Source organism: Streptomyces sp. CA-278952, from assembly GCF_028747205.1.
In the GTDB taxonomy this organism is placed as follows: Bacteria; Actinomycetota; Actinomycetes; order Streptomycetales; family Streptomycetaceae; genus Streptomyces.
In genome coordinates this window covers 3164034-3180214 of the sequence record NZ_CP112880.1, presented here as the reverse complement: position 1 = coordinate 3180214, position 16181 = coordinate 3164034, and the positions used below count along the sequence as shown (strand labels likewise).

Below are 16181 nucleotides of genomic sequence, written 5' to 3'. Positions count from 1 at the left end.
TCACGCCAAGACGTCAGTCTGGGGATGCCGCAGCTCCCCGCCACCCCCTACCCGGCCGAGGTGCGCGCCCGGCTCGACGCGGACGCGAAGGAGGTGCTCGCCCGCTACCCCGGCAGCCGCTCCGCCCTGCTGCCGCTGCTGCACCTCGTGCAGTCCGAGGAGGGATACGTCTCCCGTACGGGCATGGCCTTCTGCGCCGAGACGCTCGACCTCACCACCGCCGAGGTCACCGCCGTCGCGACCTTCTACTCCATGTACCGGCGCAGGCCCAGCGGCGACTACCAGGTCGGCGTCTGCACCAACACCCTGTGCGCGGTCATGGGCGGCGACGCCATCTTCGACACGCTCAAGGAACACCTCGGCGTCGGCAACAACGAGACCACCGACGACGGCAAGGTCACCCTCGAACACATCGAGTGCAACGCCGCCTGCGACTTCGCGCCCGTCGTGATGGTCAACTGGGAGTTCTTCGACAACCAGACGCCCCAGAGCGCCACGCAGCTCGTCGACGACCTGATCGCCGGCCGGACCGTCGAGCCCACCCGGGGCGCGCCCATCTGCTCGTACAAGGAGACGGCCCGCATCCTGGCCGGCTTCCCCGACGAGCGGCCCGGCGCCGTCGAGGCGACCGGCGGCGCGGGCCCCGCCTCCCTCGTCGGGCTGAAGCTCGCCAAGGGCGAAGCGCTCCCGCAGGCGCGCGTGGTCTCCCCGCGCGCCGGACAGCCCCAGGACGCGCAGCCGCAGGCTGCGCAACCCCAGGATGCGCAGCCCCAGGACGGGCAACCGCACGACCCTTCGCCGTCCGAGCACCTCAGCTCGCACGACGCACCGCAGCAGACCTCGGCCTCCGACCCGGAGCACCCGGCCGGGCCCGCAGCCGAGGAGGGGGAGTGATGACCTTGGCCGCCGAGATCGACCACAACGGGACGAGCCCCGAGAAGCTGCTCGCACCGGTCCTCTCCGCCTTCTGGGACCAGCCCGAATCCTGGACCCTGGACACCTACCGCCGCCACGAGGGCTACGAAGGGCTGCGCAAGGCGCTCGCCATGGCGCCCGACGACCTCATCGCGTACGTCAAGGACTCCGGTCTGCGCGGACGCGGCGGCGCGGGCTTCCCCACCGGGATGAAGTGGCAGTTCATCCCGCAGGGGGACGGCAAACCGCACTATCTGGTTGTCAACGCCGACGAGTCGGAGCCGGGGACCTGCAAGGACATCCCGCTCCTCTTCGCCAACCCGCACAGCCTCATCGAGGGCATCGTGATCGCCTGTTACGCGATCCGTTCGTCGCACGCGTTCATCTATCTGCGCGGTGAGGTCGTCCCCGTGCTGCGACGACTGCACGAGGCCGTACGAGAGGCGTACGAGGCGGGTTATCTGGGGACGAACATCCTGGGCTCAGGACTCGATCTGGAACTCACGGTGCACGCGGGCGCCGGTGCGTACATCTGTGGTGAGGAAACCGCGCTGCTCGACTCTCTCGAAGGACGGCGTGGCCAGCCCCGGCTGCGGCCCCCCTTCCCTGCGGTCGCCGGTCTGTACGCCTGCCCCACTGTCGTGAACAACGTCGAGTCCATCGCCTCGGTTCCCGCGATCCTGAACAAGGGCAAGGACTGGTTCAAGTCGATGGGCAGCGAGAAGTCCCCGGGCTTCACGCTCTACTCGCTCAGCGGCCATGTCACCAGCCCCGGCCAGTACGAGGCCCCGCTCGGCATCACGCTGCGCCAGCTCCTCGACATGAGCGGCGGCATCCGGGCCGGTCACCGCCTGAAGTTCTGGACCCCGGGCGGCTCCTCCACCCCGATGTTCACCGAGGAGCACCTCGACGTCCCCCTCGACTACGAGGGCGTCGCCGCCGCCGGGTCCATGCTCGGCACCAAGGCGCTCCAGTGCTTCGACGAGACGACCTGCGTCGTGCGGGCCGTCACCCGCTGGACCGAGTTCTACGCCCACGAGTCCTGCGGCAAGTGCACACCCTGCCGCGAAGGGACGTACTGGCTGGTCCAGTTGCTCCGCGACATCGAGGCCGGCAAGGGCGAGATGGCCGACCTCGACAAGCTCAACGACATCGCCGACAACATCAACGGCAAGTCGTTCTGCGCGCTCGGCGACGGCGCCGCCTCGCCGATCTTCTCCTCGCTCAAGTACTTCCGCGAGGAGTACGAGCAGCACATCACCGGCAAGGGCTGCCCCTTCGACCCCGCCCGGTCCACGGCCTGGGCCGACGACAAGAACACCGACGGCAAGAACGCTCACCGGGGGGTGAACGCATGACAGTCACCACGAGTGCGCCCTCCGGGGGCGGCGAGGCGGCGATCCCGCCCGAGGACCTGGTCACGCTGACCATCGACGGCATCCAGATCAGCGTCCCCAAGGGGACCCTGGTCATCCGCGCCGCCGAGCTCCTCGGCATCGAGATCCCGCGCTTCTGCGACCACCCGCTCCTCGACCCCGCCGGCGCCTGCCGGCAGTGCATCGTCGAGGTCGAGGGCCAGCGCAAGCCGATGGCCTCCTGCACCATCACCTGCACCGACGGCATGGTCGTCAAGTCGCAGATCACCTCTCCTGTCGCCGAGAAGGCGCAGAAGGGCGTGATGGAGCTGCTGCTGATCAACCATCCGCTGGACTGCCCCGTCTGCGACAAGGGCGGCGAGTGCCCGCTCCAGAACCAGGCGATGTCCCACGGCGGCGCCGACTCCCGCTTCGAGGGCAAGAAGCGGACGTTCGAGAAGCCCGTCCCGATCTCCACCCAGGTACTGCTGGACCGCGAGCGGTGCGTGCTCTGCGCGCGCTGCACCCGGTTCTCCAACCAGGTGGCGGGCGACCCGATGATCGAGCTGATCGAGCGCGGCGCCCTCCAGCAGGTCGGCACCGGCGAGGGCGACCCCTTCGAGTCGTACTTCTCCGGCAACACCATCCAGATCTGCCCGGTCGGCGCGCTGACCTCGGCGGCGTACCGCTTCCGCTCCCGCCCCTTCGACCTGGTCTCCACCCCCTCGGTCTGCGAGCAGTGCGCGGGCGGCTGCTCGACCCGGACCGACCACCGGCGCGGCAAGGTCATGCGCCGCCTCGCGGCCAACGACCCCGAGGTCAACGAGGAGTGGCTCTGCGACAAGGGGCGGTTCGGCTTCCGTTACGCCCAGCAGCGCGACCGGCTCACCACCCCGCTGGTCCGCAACGCCGAGGGCGAGCTGGAGCCGGCGAGCTGGCCCGAGGCGCTGGCAGCCGCGGCGGCCGGACTCCTCGCCGCCCGCGGCCGTACCGGCGTCCTGACCGGCGGCCGGCTCACCGTCGAGGACGCCTACGCGTACAGCAAGTTCGCCCGGGTCGCCCTCGACACCAACGACGTCGACTTCCGCTCCCGGGTGCACAGCGCCGAGGAGGCCGACTTCCTGGCCGCCCGGGTCGCCGGACGAGGCCTGGACCTGGACGGCGAGGGGGTCACGTACACCGCGCTGGAGAAGGCCCCCGCGGTCCTGCTCGTCGGGTTCGAGTCCGAGGAGGAGGCGCCCGGCGTCTTCCTGCGGCTGCGCAAGGCCCACCGCAAGAGCGGACAGAAGACCTTCGCGCTCGCCTCGCACGCCACCCGGGGCCTGGTGAAGGCGGGCGGCACGCTGCTGCCCGCCGCCCCCGGCACCGAGACCGAGTGGCTGGACGCGCTCGCGGGCGGCGTCGGCCTGGAGGCCGAAGGGGCCGCCGCGGCCGAGGCGCTCCGCGCCGAGCACTCCCTGATCATCGTCGGTGAACGGCTCGCCGGAGTGCCCGGTGCGCTGTCCGCCGCCGTCCGCACCGCCACCGCCACCGGCGCACGCCTGGTGTGGATCCCGCGCCGGGCGGGCGACCGGGGCGCGGTGGAGGCGGGCGCGCTCCCCACCCTGCTGCCCGGCGGCCGCCCGGCCACCGACCCACGGGCCCGGGAGGAGGTCGCGGGGGTGTGGCGCGTGGCCGAACTGCCCACCCGCCACGGCCGCGACACCGGCCAGATCGTCGAGGCCGCGGCCACCGGCGAACTGGGCGCCCTGCTCGTCGCCGGAGTCGGCGTCGAGGACCTGCCCGACCCGAACCGTGCCCTCCAGGCGCTGAACGAGGTCGGCTTCCTGGTCTCGCTGGAACTGCGGCCGAGCGCGGTCTCCGCCCGGGCGGACGTGGTCTTCCCGGTCGCCGCCGTCGCGGAGAAGTCCGGCACCTTCCTCAACTGGGAGGGCCGGGTCCGGATGTTCCAGGCGGCGCTCAAGCCGGAGCAGATGCCCCGGACGCTGGCGCCGACGGACTCCCGGGTGCTGCACATGCTGGCCGACGCCATGGACGTGCACTTCGCCCTGCCGGACCTGACCGCCGCCCGCCGCGAGCTGGACCGGCTCGGCGGCTGGGAGGGCGGCCGCGCACAGGACCCGCGCGAGAGCGCGCAGCCGCTGCCCCGGCCCGGCGACGGCGAGGCGGTCCTCGCGGGCCACCGGATGCTGCTCGACCTCGGCCGGCTCCAGGAGGGCGACACCGCCCTCGCCGGGACCCGGCACGCGGCCGTCGCCCGGCTCTCGGCGGTCACCGCCGCCGAGTCCGGCGTCAAGGACGGCGACCTGCTCGCCGTCACCGGCCCCGCGGGCACCGTCGAACTGCCCCTCGCGGTCACCGACATGCCGGACCGGGTGGTCTGGGTGCCGCTGAACTCGGTGGGGCGCGGCATCCCCGCCGACACCGGCGCGAACCCCGGCGGCCTGGTGCGGATCGGCCCCGCCGCCGCACCGGGTGCTCCCGTCGAACCATCGGAGGTACGAGCGTGACTGGCCTCGCCGCATTCACGACGGCGCCCGAGAGCGTCGTCCTCGCCGCCGAGGATCTCTCGATGTTCGGCACCGACCCCTGGTGGCTCGTCGTCATCAAGGCGGTCTTCTGCTTCGCGTTCCTGATGCTGATCGTGCTGTTCTCCATCGTGTGGGAGCGCAAGGTCGTCGCCTGGATGCAGCTGCGCATCGGCCCCAACCGGCACGGCCCCTGGGGGCTGCTCCAGTCGCTCGCCGACGGCATCAAGCTGATGCTGAAGGAGGACGTGATCGTCAAGCGCGCGGACAAGGCGGTCTACGTCCTCGCGCCGATCCTCGCCGCGATCCCGGCCTTCATGGCGATCGCGGTGATCCCCTTCGGCCCGGCGGGCAACGAGGTCTCGATCTTCGGGCAGCGCACCACGATGCAGCTCACCGACCTCCCGATCGCCGCGCTCTACATCCTGGCCGTCGGCGCGGTCGGGGTGTACGGCTTCGTCCTCGGCGGCTGGTCCTCGGGCTCGACGTACCCCCTGCTCGGCGGAATCCGTTCGTCCGCCCAGATGATCTCGTACGAGATCGCGATGGGCGCGGCCTTCGCCTCGGTCTTCCTCTACTCCGGGTCGATGTCCACCTCGACCATCGTGGAGGCGCAGGCGGACCGCTGGTACATCATGCTGCTGCCGGTCTCGTTCATCATCTACATGGTGACCATGGTCGGTGAGGCCAGTCGGGCGCCGTTCGACATGCCGGAGTCCGAGGGCGACCTGGTCGGCGGGTTCAACACCGAGTACAGCTCCATCAAGTTCGCGATGTTCATGCTCGCCGAGTACATCCACATGGTGACCGTGTCGATGATCGCGGTGACGCTGTTCCTCGGCGGCTGGAGGGCCCCGTACCCGATCTCCGCCTTCTGGGAGGGAGCGAACCACGGCTGGTGGCCGATGCTCTGGTTCTTCCTGAAGCTCCAGGTGCTGATCTTCTTCTTCATCTGGCTGCGCGGCACGCTTCCCCGCGTCCGCTACGACCAGTTGATGAAGCTGGGCTGGAAGGTCCTCATCCCGGTCTCGGTCGTCTGGCTGATGCTCGTCGCCACCGTCCGCGCCCTGCGCAACGAGGGCTACGACTTCTCCCGGATCGTGCTGTACGTCGGTGCGGCCGTGATCGCGATCCTGCTGATCTCGTTCGTCGTCGACATGTTCCGCGACCGCAGGAACCGGGCCGAGGAGGAAGCGGCCGGACCGGAGCCCGCCTTCGACCCGATGGCGGGCGGGTTCCCGGTGCCTCCGCTGCCCGGACAGACCCTGCCGCCGGTGCCCAGGCGCACACCGCGGCGGGAGCGGGAGCTCGTTGTCAGTGGCGGGGCGGATACTCAGAGTGACGAAAGCGCGAGTGACGGAAAGGAGGCCGGCGGTGTCTGAGAAACCAGAGCTCACGGGCTCATCGGGATCCGCTGGGTCCTCGGGCCAGGCGGGGCAGGCAGGGGAGTCGGGGGACAAGTTCCAGAACCCCGTGGCCGGCTTCGGCGTGACCTTCAAGGCCATGTTCAAGAAGCGGCTCACCGAGCAGTATCCGGAGACGCCGAAGGTGACGGCGCCCCGCTTCCACGGCCGCCACCAGCTCAACCGCCACCCGGACGGCCTGGAGAAGTGCGTCGGCTGCGAGCTGTGCGCCTGGGCCTGCCCGGCGGACGCGATCTACGTGGAGGGCGCGGACAACACCGAGGAGGAGCGCTACTCCCCGGGAGAGCGCTACGGCCGCGTCTACCAGATCAACTACGCGCGCTGCATCCTGTGCGGACTCTGCATCGAGGCCTGCCCCACCCGGGCGCTGACCATGACGAACGAGTTCGAGCTCGCCAACACCACCCGCGAAAGCCTCATCTACACCAAGGACGAGCTGCTCGCGGGCCTGGAGGAAGGCATGGTCGACAGCCCGCACGCGATCTTCCCCGGCATGGACGAGCAGGACTACTACCGGGGCGTGGTCACCGAGGCCGCTCCCGGCACGGTCCGTCAGACGGCCGTGTCCAAGGGCGAGGGCGACAAGCCCGACCAGGACGAGGACCCCATCGAGTCGACGCATGCCGCCGACGCCCGGCAGGGAAAGGGGGTGGGGGAGTGAACGCGCTGGCCGCAGCCACCACCACCTCGACCGGCGAGGCCGTCCAGTTCTGGATCCTGGGCACCGTCGCCGTGATCGGCGCGCTCTCCACGGTGCTGATGAAGAAGTCCGTGCACAGCGCCCTCTCGCTCGCCGGGACCATGATCGTCCTCGCGGTCTTCTACCTCGCCAACGGGGCGTATTTCCTCGGCATCGTCCAGATCGTCGTCTACACCGGCGCCATCATGATGCTGTTCCTCTTCGTCGTGATGCTCGTCGGCGTCACCGCCGCCGACTCCCTCCAGGAGACCCTCAAGGGGCAGCGCTGGCTGGCCCTCGGGTGCGCTCTCGGGTTCGCCGTGCTGCTGATCGCGGGCATCGGCAACGCCTCCCTGAGCACCTTCAACGGGCTCGGCGCGGCCAACGCCCGGCACGGCGGCAACGTCGAGGGAATCGCCAACCTCATCTTCACCAAGTACGTCTTCGCCTTCGAGATCACCGGCGCCCTGCTGATCACCGCGACGGTCGGGGCGATGGTGCTCACGCACCGCGAGCGCACCGAACGGGCCAAGACCCAGCGGGAGATGTCCGAGGAGCGCGTGCGCGGCAAGCACCTCCCGCCGCTCCCCGCCCCCGGCGTCTACGCCCGGCACAACGCGGTGGACATCCCCGGTCTGCTCCCCGACGGCACGCCGTCCGAGCTGACCGTCATGCAGACACTGCGTCAGCGCGGCCAGATCCGTGACGTCTCGCAGCAGTCCCTCGCCGATCTCAAGGCCCTGGAGCAGCGCTCCGGGGAGCGGCTCGGACGTGAGGACGCGGACGCCGTGGCGCGCGGAGCCAATCCCCCGTCCGCGGCGGAGAATTCGGAGGCCGCGAAGTGAACCCGGTCAACTACCTCTATCTCGCGGCCCTGCTCTTCGCGATCGGCGCCTCCGGGGTGCTGATCAGGCGGAACACGATCGTGCTGTTCATGTGCGTCGAGCTGATGCTCAACGCCTGCAATCTGGCGCTCGTCACGTTCTCCCGGATGCACGGCAACCTCGACGGGCAGATCGTCGCGTTCTTCACGATGGTCGTCGCCGCCGCGGAAGTCGTCGTCGGACTCGCGATCATCGTGTCGTTGTTCCGCTCCCGCCACTCGGCCTCGGTCGACGACGCCAGCCTGATGAAGCTGTAAGGGGTCGGAAACGTGGAGAACCTGATTGCGCTGCTCGTCGCGGCGCCCCTGCTCGGAGCGGCGGTCCTGCTCTGCGGCGGACGCCGACTGGACAAGACCGGCCACTGGCTCGGCACCGTCCTGGCCGGAGCCTCGTTCGTCGTCGGACTGATTCTGTTCACCGACATGCTGGGGAAGGACGCCGAGGACCGGGCCCTGCACCAGCACCTGTTCAGCTGGATTCCGGTGGAGGGCTTCCAGGCCGACATCGCCTTCCAGCTCGACCAGCTGTCGATGACGTTCGTCCTGCTCATCACCGGTGTGGGCACCCTGATCCACATCTACTCCATCGGTTACATGGAGCACGACGAGCGCAGGCGCCGCTTCTTCGGCTATCTCAACCTGTTCCTCGCGGCGATGCTCATCCTGGTCATCGCCGACAACTACCTCCTGCTGTACGTCGGGTGGGAGGGCGTCGGTCTGGCGTCGTTCCTGCTCATCGGCTTCTGGCAGCACAAGCCCACCGCGGCCACCGCCGCGAAGAAGGCCTTCCTGGTCAACCGGGTCGGCGACATGGGCCTGTCGATCGCCATCATGCTGATGTTCACCACCTTCGGCACCTTCGCCTTCGGGCCGGTGCTGGAGTCGGCCGGCGAGACGAGCCAGGGCAAGCTGACCGCCATCGGGCTGATGCTGCTGCTGGCCGCCTGCGGCAAGTCGGCCCAGGTGCCGCTCCAGTCCTGGCTCGGCGACGCGATGGAGGGCCCGACCCCGGTCTCCGCCCTCATCCACGCCGCGACCATGGTCACCGCGGGCGTCTATCTGATCGTCCGCTCCGGCGCGATCTTCAACGCCGCCCCGGACGCCCAGATGGTCGTCGTCATCGTCGGCGCGGTCACGCTGATCTTCGGTGCGATCGTCGGTTGTGCGAAGGACGACATCAAGAAGGCCCTGGCCGGCTCCACGATGTCGCAGATCGGCTACATGATCCTGGCCGCGGGCCTCGGCCCCATCGGCTACATCTTCGCGATCATGCACCTGGTGACGCACGGCTTCTTCAAGGCCGGGCTCTTCCTCGGCGCGGGCTCCGTCATGCACGGCATGAACGACGAGGTCGACATGCGCAAGTACGGCGGCCTGCGGAAGTACATGCCGGTCACCTTCGTCACCTTCGGTCTCGGCTATCTGGCCATCATCGGCTTCCCCGGCCTGTCCGGCTTCTTCTCCAAGGACAAGATCATCGAGGCGGCGTTCGCCAAGGGCGGCACCGAGGGCTGGATCCTCGGCTCCGTGGCCCTGCTGGGCGCCGCGATCACCGCGTTCTACATGACGCGCGTGATGCTGATGACCTTCTTCGGCGAGAAGCGCTGGCAGCCGGACGCGGAGGGCCACGAGCCGCACCCGCACGAGTCCCCGAAGTCGATGACGATCCCGATGATCGTGCTGGCCTTCGGCTCGGTCTTCGCCGGCGGGTTCTTCGCGATCGGCGACCGGTTCATCACCTGGCTGGAGCCCGTGACCGGTTACGACCACGGGCACGCCCCGCTGAGCGCGGCCACGGTCACCGGAGCCACCGTGGTGGCCCTGGTCATCGGCGTCGGGATCGCCTGGGCGATGTACGGGCGCAAGCCCGTGCCCGTCGTCGCCCCGCGCGGCTCGGTCCTCACCCGGGCCGCCCGCCGCGATCTCCTCCAGGACGACTTCAACCACGTGGTCCTGGTCCGCGGCGGCGAGCACCTCACCCGCTCGCTGGTCTACGTGGACCACTCCCTGGTCGACGGCGTCGTCAACGGCACGGCCGCCTCGGTCGGCGGGCTCTCCGGCCGGCTGCGCAAGCTGCAGAACGGCTACGCCCGCACCTACGCGGTCTCGATGTTCGGCGGTACGGCGGTCGTCATCGCCGCGACCCTGCTGATGAGGGCGGTCTGATCACATGTCCTTTCCCCTCCTGACCGCGACGGCGGCGCTCCCGGCGATCGGCGCCATCGCCACCGCCGCGGTCCCCGCCGCGCGGCGCACCGCGGCCAAATGGCTCGCGCTGCTCTTCTCGCTCGGGACGCTCCTCCTGGCGGCCGTCGTCTTCCTCCGCTTCGAACCGGGCGGCGACCGCTACCAGCTCACCGAGTCCCGGTCCTGGATCGCCGACTTCGGCGTCCGCTACGAGCTGGGCGTGGACGGCATCGGGGTGGCGCTTCTCGGCCTCACCGCGCTGCTGATCCCGTTCGTCATCGTCGCGGGCTGGCACGACGCCGATCCCCAGGAGACGACGTCCTCGCGCTGGCGTCCGACACAGGGCTTCTTCGCCCTGATCCTCATGGTCGAGGCCATGGTGATCCTGTCGTTCACCGCCACCGACGTCTTCCTCTTCTACATCCTGTTCGAAGCCATGCTCATCCCGATGTACTTCCTCATCGGCGGCTTCGGCGACCGGGCCCACGCGGGCACCGACGAGAACGCCGCGACCCAGCGGTCGTACGCGGCGGTCAAGTTCCTCCTCTACAACCTGGCCGGCGGCCTGATCATGCTGGCCGCCGTCATCGGGCTGTACGTGGTCGCGGGCAGCTTCTCGCTCTCCGAGATCACCGAGGCCCGGGCCAACGGCTCCCTGGAGATGGCGACCAGCACCGAGCGGTGGCTCTTCCTCGGGTTCTTCCTCGCCTTCGCGATCAAGGCCCCGCTCTGGCCGCTGCACACCTGGCTGCCCAACGCGATGGGCGAGGCCACCGCCCCGGTGGCCGTGCTCATCACCGCGATCGTCGACAAGGTCGGCACCTTCGCGATGCTCCGCTTCTGCCTCGGGCTCTTCCCGGAGGCCAGCAAGTGGGCGACGCCGGTGGTGATCACCCTGGCGCTCGTCTCCATCGTGTACGGGGCGCTGCTCGCGGTCGGCCAGCGCGACATCAAGCGGCTCATCGCCTACGCCTCGATCTCGCACTTCGGCTTCATCATCCTGGGCATCTTCGCGATGACCAGCCAGGGCCAGTCGGGCGCCACGCTCTACATGGTCAACCACGGGATTTCGACGGCCGCGCTGCTGCTGGTCGCCGGATTCCTCATCACCCGGCGCGGATCGCGGCTCATCGCGGACTACGGCGGGGTGCAGAAGGTCGCCCCCGTGCTGGCCGGGACGTTCCTCATCGGCGGGCTCGCCACCCTGTCGCTGCCCGGACTCGCCCCGTTCGTCAGTGAGTTTTTGGTCCTCGTCGGCACGTTCAGCGTGTACCCGGTGGCCGGCATCATCGCTACCTCCGGCATCGTGCTCGCCGCGCTCTACGTCCTGGTCCTCTACCAGCGCACGATGACCGGCCCGGTGAAGGAATCGGTCCGGTCCATGCCGGACCTCAGGGCCCGGGAGCTGGCGGTCGCGCTTCCGCTGATCGCCGTGCTGATCTTCCTGGGCGTCTTCCCGAAGCCGCTCACCGAGGTCGTCAACCCGGCGGTGGAGCACACCATGTCCGACGTACAGAAGAAGGACCCCCAGCCCGAGGTGGAGGCCGCCAAGTGAGCGCAACAGCTGTCCACAGTCTGTGGACGACGGCGAGCGGGGTGACATCGGCGGCACCGGGCAGTACGTTCACGGCGCCGAAGATCGAGTACACCCAGCTGATGCCGGTCCTGATCATCGTGGTCGCCGCCGTCCTGGGCATCCTGGTGGAGGCCTTCGTGCCGCGCCGGGCCCGCTACCACGCCCAGCTCCTCCTGACGGTGGTGGCGGTCGCCGGTTCGTTCGCCGCGATCGTCGGCCTCGCGGCCGGCGGATACGGCACCACGGACGCCGGGATCGTGGCCATGGGCGCCATCGCGATCGACGGCCCCACCCTGTTCCTCCAGGGCACCATTCTCCTGGTCGCCATGGTGGCGGTGTTCACCTTCGCCGAGCGCCGACTGGACCCCACCGCCCACGGCAACCGGGTCGACTCCTTCGCCGCCCAGGCCGGAGCCGTACCGGGCGGTGAAGGCGAGAAGGCCGCCGTCCGGGCCGGCTTCGCCACCACCGAGGTCTTCCCGCTCCTCCTCTTCTCGGTGGCGGGGCTGCTGGTCTTCCCGGCCGCCAACGACCTGCTGACCCTGTTCATCGCGCTGGAGGTCTTCTCCCTCCCGCTCTACCTCCTGTGCGCCGTGGCCCGCCGCAAGCGGCTGCTGTCGCAGGAGGCCGCCGTGAAGTACTTCCTGCTCGGCGCGTTCTCCTCGGCGTTCTTCCTCTTCGGGATCGCCCTCCTCTACGGCTACGCGGGCTCCCTCTCGTACGCCGACATCGCCAATGTCGTCGACGGGTCGGTCCTGGAGATCGACCCGGCCCTCGCCGACACCATGGGCAACGACGCACTGCTGCTCATCGGCGGCGCGATGGTCCTGGTCGGCCTGCTCTTCAAGGTCGGTGCGATCCCATTCCACATGTGGACCCCGGACGTCTACCAGGGAGCTCCGACCCCGGTGACCGGCTTCATGGCCGCCGCCACGAAGGTCGCGGCGTTCGGCGCGATGCTGCGCCTGCTGTACGTGGCGCTGCCGGGCCTCGCCTGGGACCTGCGGCCGGTCATGTGGGGGGTGGCCATCGTCACGATGCTGGGCGGCGCGGTCGTCGCGATCACCCAGACCGACATCAAGCGGCTGCTGGCCTACTCCTCGATCGCGCACGCGGGCTTCATCCTCGCGGGCGTCATCGCGGCCAGTCCGGAGGGCATCTCCTCGGTCCTCTTCTACCTGCTGGCCTACTCCTTCGTGACGGTCGGCGCGTTCGCCGTCGTCACGCTGGTGCGGGACGCGGGCGGCGAGGCCACCCACCTGTCGAAGTGGGCCGGGCTCGGCCGGCGCTCGCCGCTGGTCGCCGCGGTCTTCGCGGTGTTCCTGCTGGCCTTCGCGGGCATCCCGCTGACCTCCGGGTTCTCCGGCAAATTCGCGGTGTTCAAGGCGGCCGCCGAGGGCGGTGCCGGCGGGCTGGTCGTCGTCGGTGTGCTCTCCTCGGCCGTCGCGGCGTTCTTCTACATCCGGGTCATCGTCCTGATGTTCTTCAGCGAGCCGAAGGCGGACGGCCCCACGGTCGCCGTCCCGTCCCCGCTGACCATGACGACGATCGCGGTCGGCGTCGCCGTCACCCTGGTGCTGGGCCTGGCCCCGCAGTATTTCCTGGACCTGGCGAGCCAGGCGGGAGTGTTCGTGCGGTAGCCCGTGCGGTATGCGGGTCAGCAGCGCCGGACGGTCGGTTATCCACAGACCGTCCGGCGTTGTCGTTGCCGCCGCCTATCGTGGACGGGGACGAGAGCAGGACGGACAGGGCCGGGCGTGCGGACCTCGGGGGACAGAGCATTGGGTGTGACCATGGATGTGACCGGGACGGTGACCGACACCGACATCGACACGGGCGGCGAGGGCGAGACCGACACGGGCGGCGAGAGCGAGGCGCGGCGGACACTGCACCGCGTCTTCGGGTACGAGTCGTTCCGCGGCGAGCAGGGCGCGGTCATCGAGCATGTGGTGGCGGGCGGCGACGCGGTCGTGCTCATGCCCACCGGCGGGGGAAAGTCCCTCTGCTACCAGATCCCGTCCCTGGTCAGGCGGGGCACCGGCGTCGTCGTCTCCCCGCTGATCGCCCTCATGCAGGATCAGGTCGACGCCCTGCGGGCGCTCGGCGTCCGGGCCGGCTTCATGAACTCCACGCAGGACTTCGACGAGCGCCGCTCGATGGAGGCGCAGTTCCTCGCGGGCGAGCTGGACGTGCTCTACCTCGCGCCGGAGCGGCTGCGCCTGGACTCCACCCTCTCCCTGCTGGCCCGGGGCGAGATCTCCGTCTTCGCGATCGACGAGGCGCACTGTGTCGCCCAGTGGGGCCACGACTTCCGCCCCGACTATCTGGCCCTGTCCGTGCTCGGCGAGCGCTGGCCGGACGTTCCGCGCATCGCTCTGACGGCGACCGCGACCCACGCCACGCACGAGGAGATCACCCGCCGCCTCGGCATGCCGAACGCGAAGCACTTCGTCGCGAGCTTCGACCGGCCGAACATCCAGTACCGGATCGTGCCGAAGTCCGAGCCCAAGAAGCAGCTCCTCACCTTCCTCAAGGAGGAGCACGCCGGGGACGCGGGCATCGTCTACTGCCTCTCGCGCAACTCCACCGAGAAGATCGCGGAGTACCTCTGTCGCAACGGCGTGGAGGCCGTGCCGTACCACGCGGGCCTGGACGCCGGGACCCGCGCCACCAACCAGGCGCGCTTCCTCCGCGAGGAGGGGCTCGTCGTCGTCGCGACGATCGCGTTCGGCATGGGCATCGACAAGCCGGACGTCCGCTTCGTCGCCCACGTCGACCTCCCCAAGTCCGTCGAGGGGTACTACCAGGAGACCGGCCGCGCGGGCCGTGACGGGGAGCCGTCGACGGCCTGGATGGCGTACGGGCTCCAGGACGTCGTCCAGCAGCGCAAGCTCATCCAGGGCAGCGAGGGCGACGAGGCGTTCCGCCGCCGGGCCGCCTCTCATCTGGACTCGATGCTGGCCCTGTGCGAGACGGTGCAATGCCGCCGGTCGCAGCTGCTGACCTACTTCGGCCAGGAGCCCACGGCCCCCGCCTGCGGCAACTGCGACACCTGCCTGACTCCGCCGGAGACCTGGGACGGCACGGTCGTCTCGCAGAAGCTGCTCTCCACGGTGGTGCGGCTGAAGCGGGAACGGAACCAGAAGTTCGGCGCGGGCCAGATCATCGACATCCTGCTGGGCCGCAAGACCGCCAAGGTCATCCAGTTCGACCACGACCAGCTCTCCGTCTTCGGCATCGGCGAGGACCTGGCGGAGGCGGAGTGGCGCGGTGTGGTGCGCCAGCTGCTGGCCCAGGGGCTGCTCGCGGTCGAGGGGGAGTACGGCACGCTGGTCCTCACCGACGAGAGCGCGACGGTCCTGGGGCGGGAGCGGGACGTGCTGCTCCGCAAGGAGCCGAAGAAGCCGACGTCCCGGTCGTCGTCCTCGGCCGGCGGAGCCAAGGGCGCCAAGGGCAAGGCGGCCGTCGCCGATCTCCCCGAGTCCGCGGTCCCGGTCTTCGAGGCGCTGCGCGCCTGGCGCGGGGCGACGGCGAAGGAGCAGGGCGTCCCGGCGTACGTCATCTTCCACGACGCCACGCTGCGCGAGATCGCGACGCTGCACCCGAGCTCCCTCGCGGAGCTGGGCGGCGTCAGCGGCCTGGGCGAGAAGAAGCTCGCGACGTACGGGGAGGGCGTGCTGGAGGTCCTGGCGCAGACGTCCCCGGGGGCGGCGGCGGAGGTTCCCGCACCGGCCGTCCCGGCTCCCGCACCGGCGGCCCCGGCTCCCGTAGCCGCTCCTGCGGCTCCCGTGCCCGCGTCGCGCCCGGCGGCGGCCCCGGCCCGCACACAGGCCCCGGCCGCGGTCCCGGCCCCGCAGCACAGCGACCCCGAGTTCGGCTGGGACGAGGAACCGCCCGAGTACGAGTGAGGCGTACCGGGCGGTGGGGGAGGGGCGGCGGGGCCTATGCCAGGTCCGCCGCCCTGGGGGTGGTTGGGTCGATCGCGGTGAGGTCCAGGTCGACGGGGAACGGGACCGCGACCTTCATCCGGTCGTGGAAGATCCCGGTAGAGGTGTACGTACCGGTGGCGGGCTCCAGCTCGAAGACGTAGACCACGGCGCGTCCGTCGTGATTCTCGACGCGCCAGTAGTGGGGGATCTTGACCCTGGCGTACTTGACCGGCTTGGTTTCCCGGTCGCGCGAACGAGACTCCGGTGAGACGACCTCGATGGCCAGGCGTACCGAGTCGGCTGGGTAACGGGTCTGGCCCGGCGTCGGGGCTACGCGACTGTCGTAGACGGCCACGTCGGGCTCAGGCCGGTTGTAGCGGTCGATGTCGATGGTGCACTCACGCACAATCTGGAGCTCCGGCGGCGCAAGTGATCGCAGGTGCCAGGTGAAGAAATCAACCGCCCACGAGTGGAAGAAGCTCTGCGGACTCACGAAAACCAGACTCCCGTCGATCAGCTCCGTGTGCGGAGGCAGATTCGGGAGTGTGTCCAGGTCATCGGCGGTCCAGCCGCCCTCGGGCGGGACCGCCCACCGCGGCTCGGAGGCCTCGGGTTCGATGCTCATCATTGCTCCCATGGGGAGGAGTCTCGCGGGCCCGACCAGCGTATCCGCCGGGAACCGGATAAGGCTCCCCCGAACGTGCG

Annotated in this window: 12 protein-coding genes; 11 read left to right on the top strand and 1 reads right to left on the bottom strand. The window is 70.0% G+C overall.

Annotated features, from left to right (window positions below; genetic code table 11):
• Positions 1-24: 24 nt before the first annotated feature.
• From nuoE to recQ, 11 genes are all read left to right on the top strand, one after another.
• On the top strand, positions 25-894 hold the full coding sequence (gene nuoE / locus N7925_RS13995) for an NADH-quinone oxidoreductase subunit NuoE (protein ID WP_265599948.1): 870 nt from the start codon (positions 25-27) through the stop codon (positions 892-894).
• Complete coding sequence (nuoF, locus tag N7925_RS13990) at positions 891-2273, top strand: NADH-quinone oxidoreductase subunit NuoF (protein ID WP_265599947.1); 1383 nt, start codon at positions 891-893, stop codon at positions 2271-2273. Before nuoE ends, nuoF begins: the two co-directional genes overlap by 4 nt.
• On the top strand, positions 2270-4780 hold the full coding sequence (locus N7925_RS13985) for an NADH-quinone oxidoreductase subunit G (RefSeq protein ID WP_265599946.1): 2511 nt from the start codon (positions 2270-2272) through the stop codon (positions 4778-4780). The genes nuoF and N7925_RS13985 overlap by 4 nt, the downstream gene beginning before the upstream one ends.
• Positions 4777-6180, top strand: coding sequence for an NADH-quinone oxidoreductase subunit NuoH (gene nuoH, locus N7925_RS13980; RefSeq protein ID WP_265599945.1), 1404 nt, complete (start codon positions 4777-4779; stop codon positions 6178-6180). Before N7925_RS13985 ends, nuoH begins: the two co-directional genes overlap by 4 nt.
• The gene (gene nuoI / locus N7925_RS13975) at positions 6173-6883 is read left to right on the top strand and encodes an NADH-quinone oxidoreductase subunit NuoI (RefSeq protein WP_274344020.1); all 711 of its coding nucleotides are present in this window, start codon (positions 6173-6175) and stop codon (positions 6881-6883) included. Before nuoH ends, nuoI begins: the two co-directional genes overlap by 8 nt.
• Positions 6880-7746 carry an NADH-quinone oxidoreductase subunit J gene (locus tag N7925_RS13970; RefSeq protein WP_274344019.1) on the top strand — a complete coding sequence of 289 codons (867 nt, stop codon included), beginning with the start codon at positions 6880-6882 and terminating at the stop codon, positions 7744-7746. Before nuoI ends, N7925_RS13970 begins: the two co-directional genes overlap by 4 nt.
• A complete protein-coding gene (gene nuoK, locus N7925_RS13965; protein WP_018960446.1) occupies positions 7743-8042 on the top strand; it encodes an NADH-quinone oxidoreductase subunit NuoK in 300 nt (99 codons plus the stop codon). The genes N7925_RS13970 and nuoK overlap by 4 nt, the downstream gene beginning before the upstream one ends.
• Positions 8043-8054: 12 nt before the next feature.
• Positions 8055-9950 carry an NADH-quinone oxidoreductase subunit L gene (gene nuoL / locus N7925_RS13960; RefSeq protein WP_274344018.1) on the top strand — a complete coding sequence of 632 codons (1896 nt, stop codon included), beginning with the start codon at positions 8055-8057 and terminating at the stop codon, positions 9948-9950.
• Between the two features lie 4 nt (positions 9951-9954).
• Positions 9955-11526 carry an NADH-quinone oxidoreductase subunit M gene (locus tag N7925_RS13955; protein WP_274344017.1) on the top strand — a complete coding sequence of 524 codons (1572 nt, stop codon included), beginning with the start codon at positions 9955-9957 and terminating at the stop codon, positions 11524-11526.
• Positions 11523-13187, top strand: coding sequence for an NADH-quinone oxidoreductase subunit NuoN (gene nuoN / locus N7925_RS13950; protein WP_026290978.1), 1665 nt, complete (start codon positions 11523-11525; stop codon positions 13185-13187). The genes N7925_RS13955 and nuoN overlap by 4 nt, the downstream gene beginning before the upstream one ends.
• Positions 13188-13340: 153 nt before the next feature.
• Positions 13341-15455 (top strand): DNA helicase RecQ, encoded by a 2115-nt coding sequence (gene recQ, locus N7925_RS13945; RefSeq protein WP_274344016.1) that lies wholly within the window; start codon positions 13341-13343, stop codon positions 15453-15455.
• A gap of 34 nt (positions 15456-15489) precedes the next feature.
• Here the strand turns inward: recQ and N7925_RS13940 are convergent, their stop codons facing one another.
• Positions 15490-16101: a Uma2 family endonuclease gene (locus tag N7925_RS13940; protein ID WP_265599940.1), complete on the bottom strand. Its 612-nt coding sequence runs from the start codon at positions 16099-16101 to the stop codon at positions 15490-15492.
• Positions 16102-16181: the final 80 nt, after the last annotated feature.

Excerpts from the sequence above, each read along its gene's own strand:
- nuoE (WP_265599948.1), top strand. The coding sequence starts at position 25 with ATGCCGCAGCTCCCCGCCACCCCCTACCCGGCCGAGGTGCGCGCCCGG.
- N7925_RS13985 (WP_265599946.1), top strand. The coding sequence starts at position 2,270 with ATGACAGTCACCACGAGTGCGCCCTCCGGGGGCGGCGAGGCGGCGATC.
- N7925_RS13955 (WP_274344017.1), top strand. The coding sequence starts at position 9,955 with ATGTCCTTTCCCCTCCTGACCGCGACGGCGGCGCTCCCGGCGATCGGC.
- recQ (WP_274344016.1), top strand. The coding sequence starts at position 13,341 with ATGGATGTGACCGGGACGGTGACCGACACCGACATCGACACGGGCGGC.
- N7925_RS13940 (WP_265599940.1), bottom strand. The coding sequence starts at position 16,101 with ATGAGCATCGAACCCGAGGCCTCCGAGCCGCGGTGGGCGGTCCCGCCC.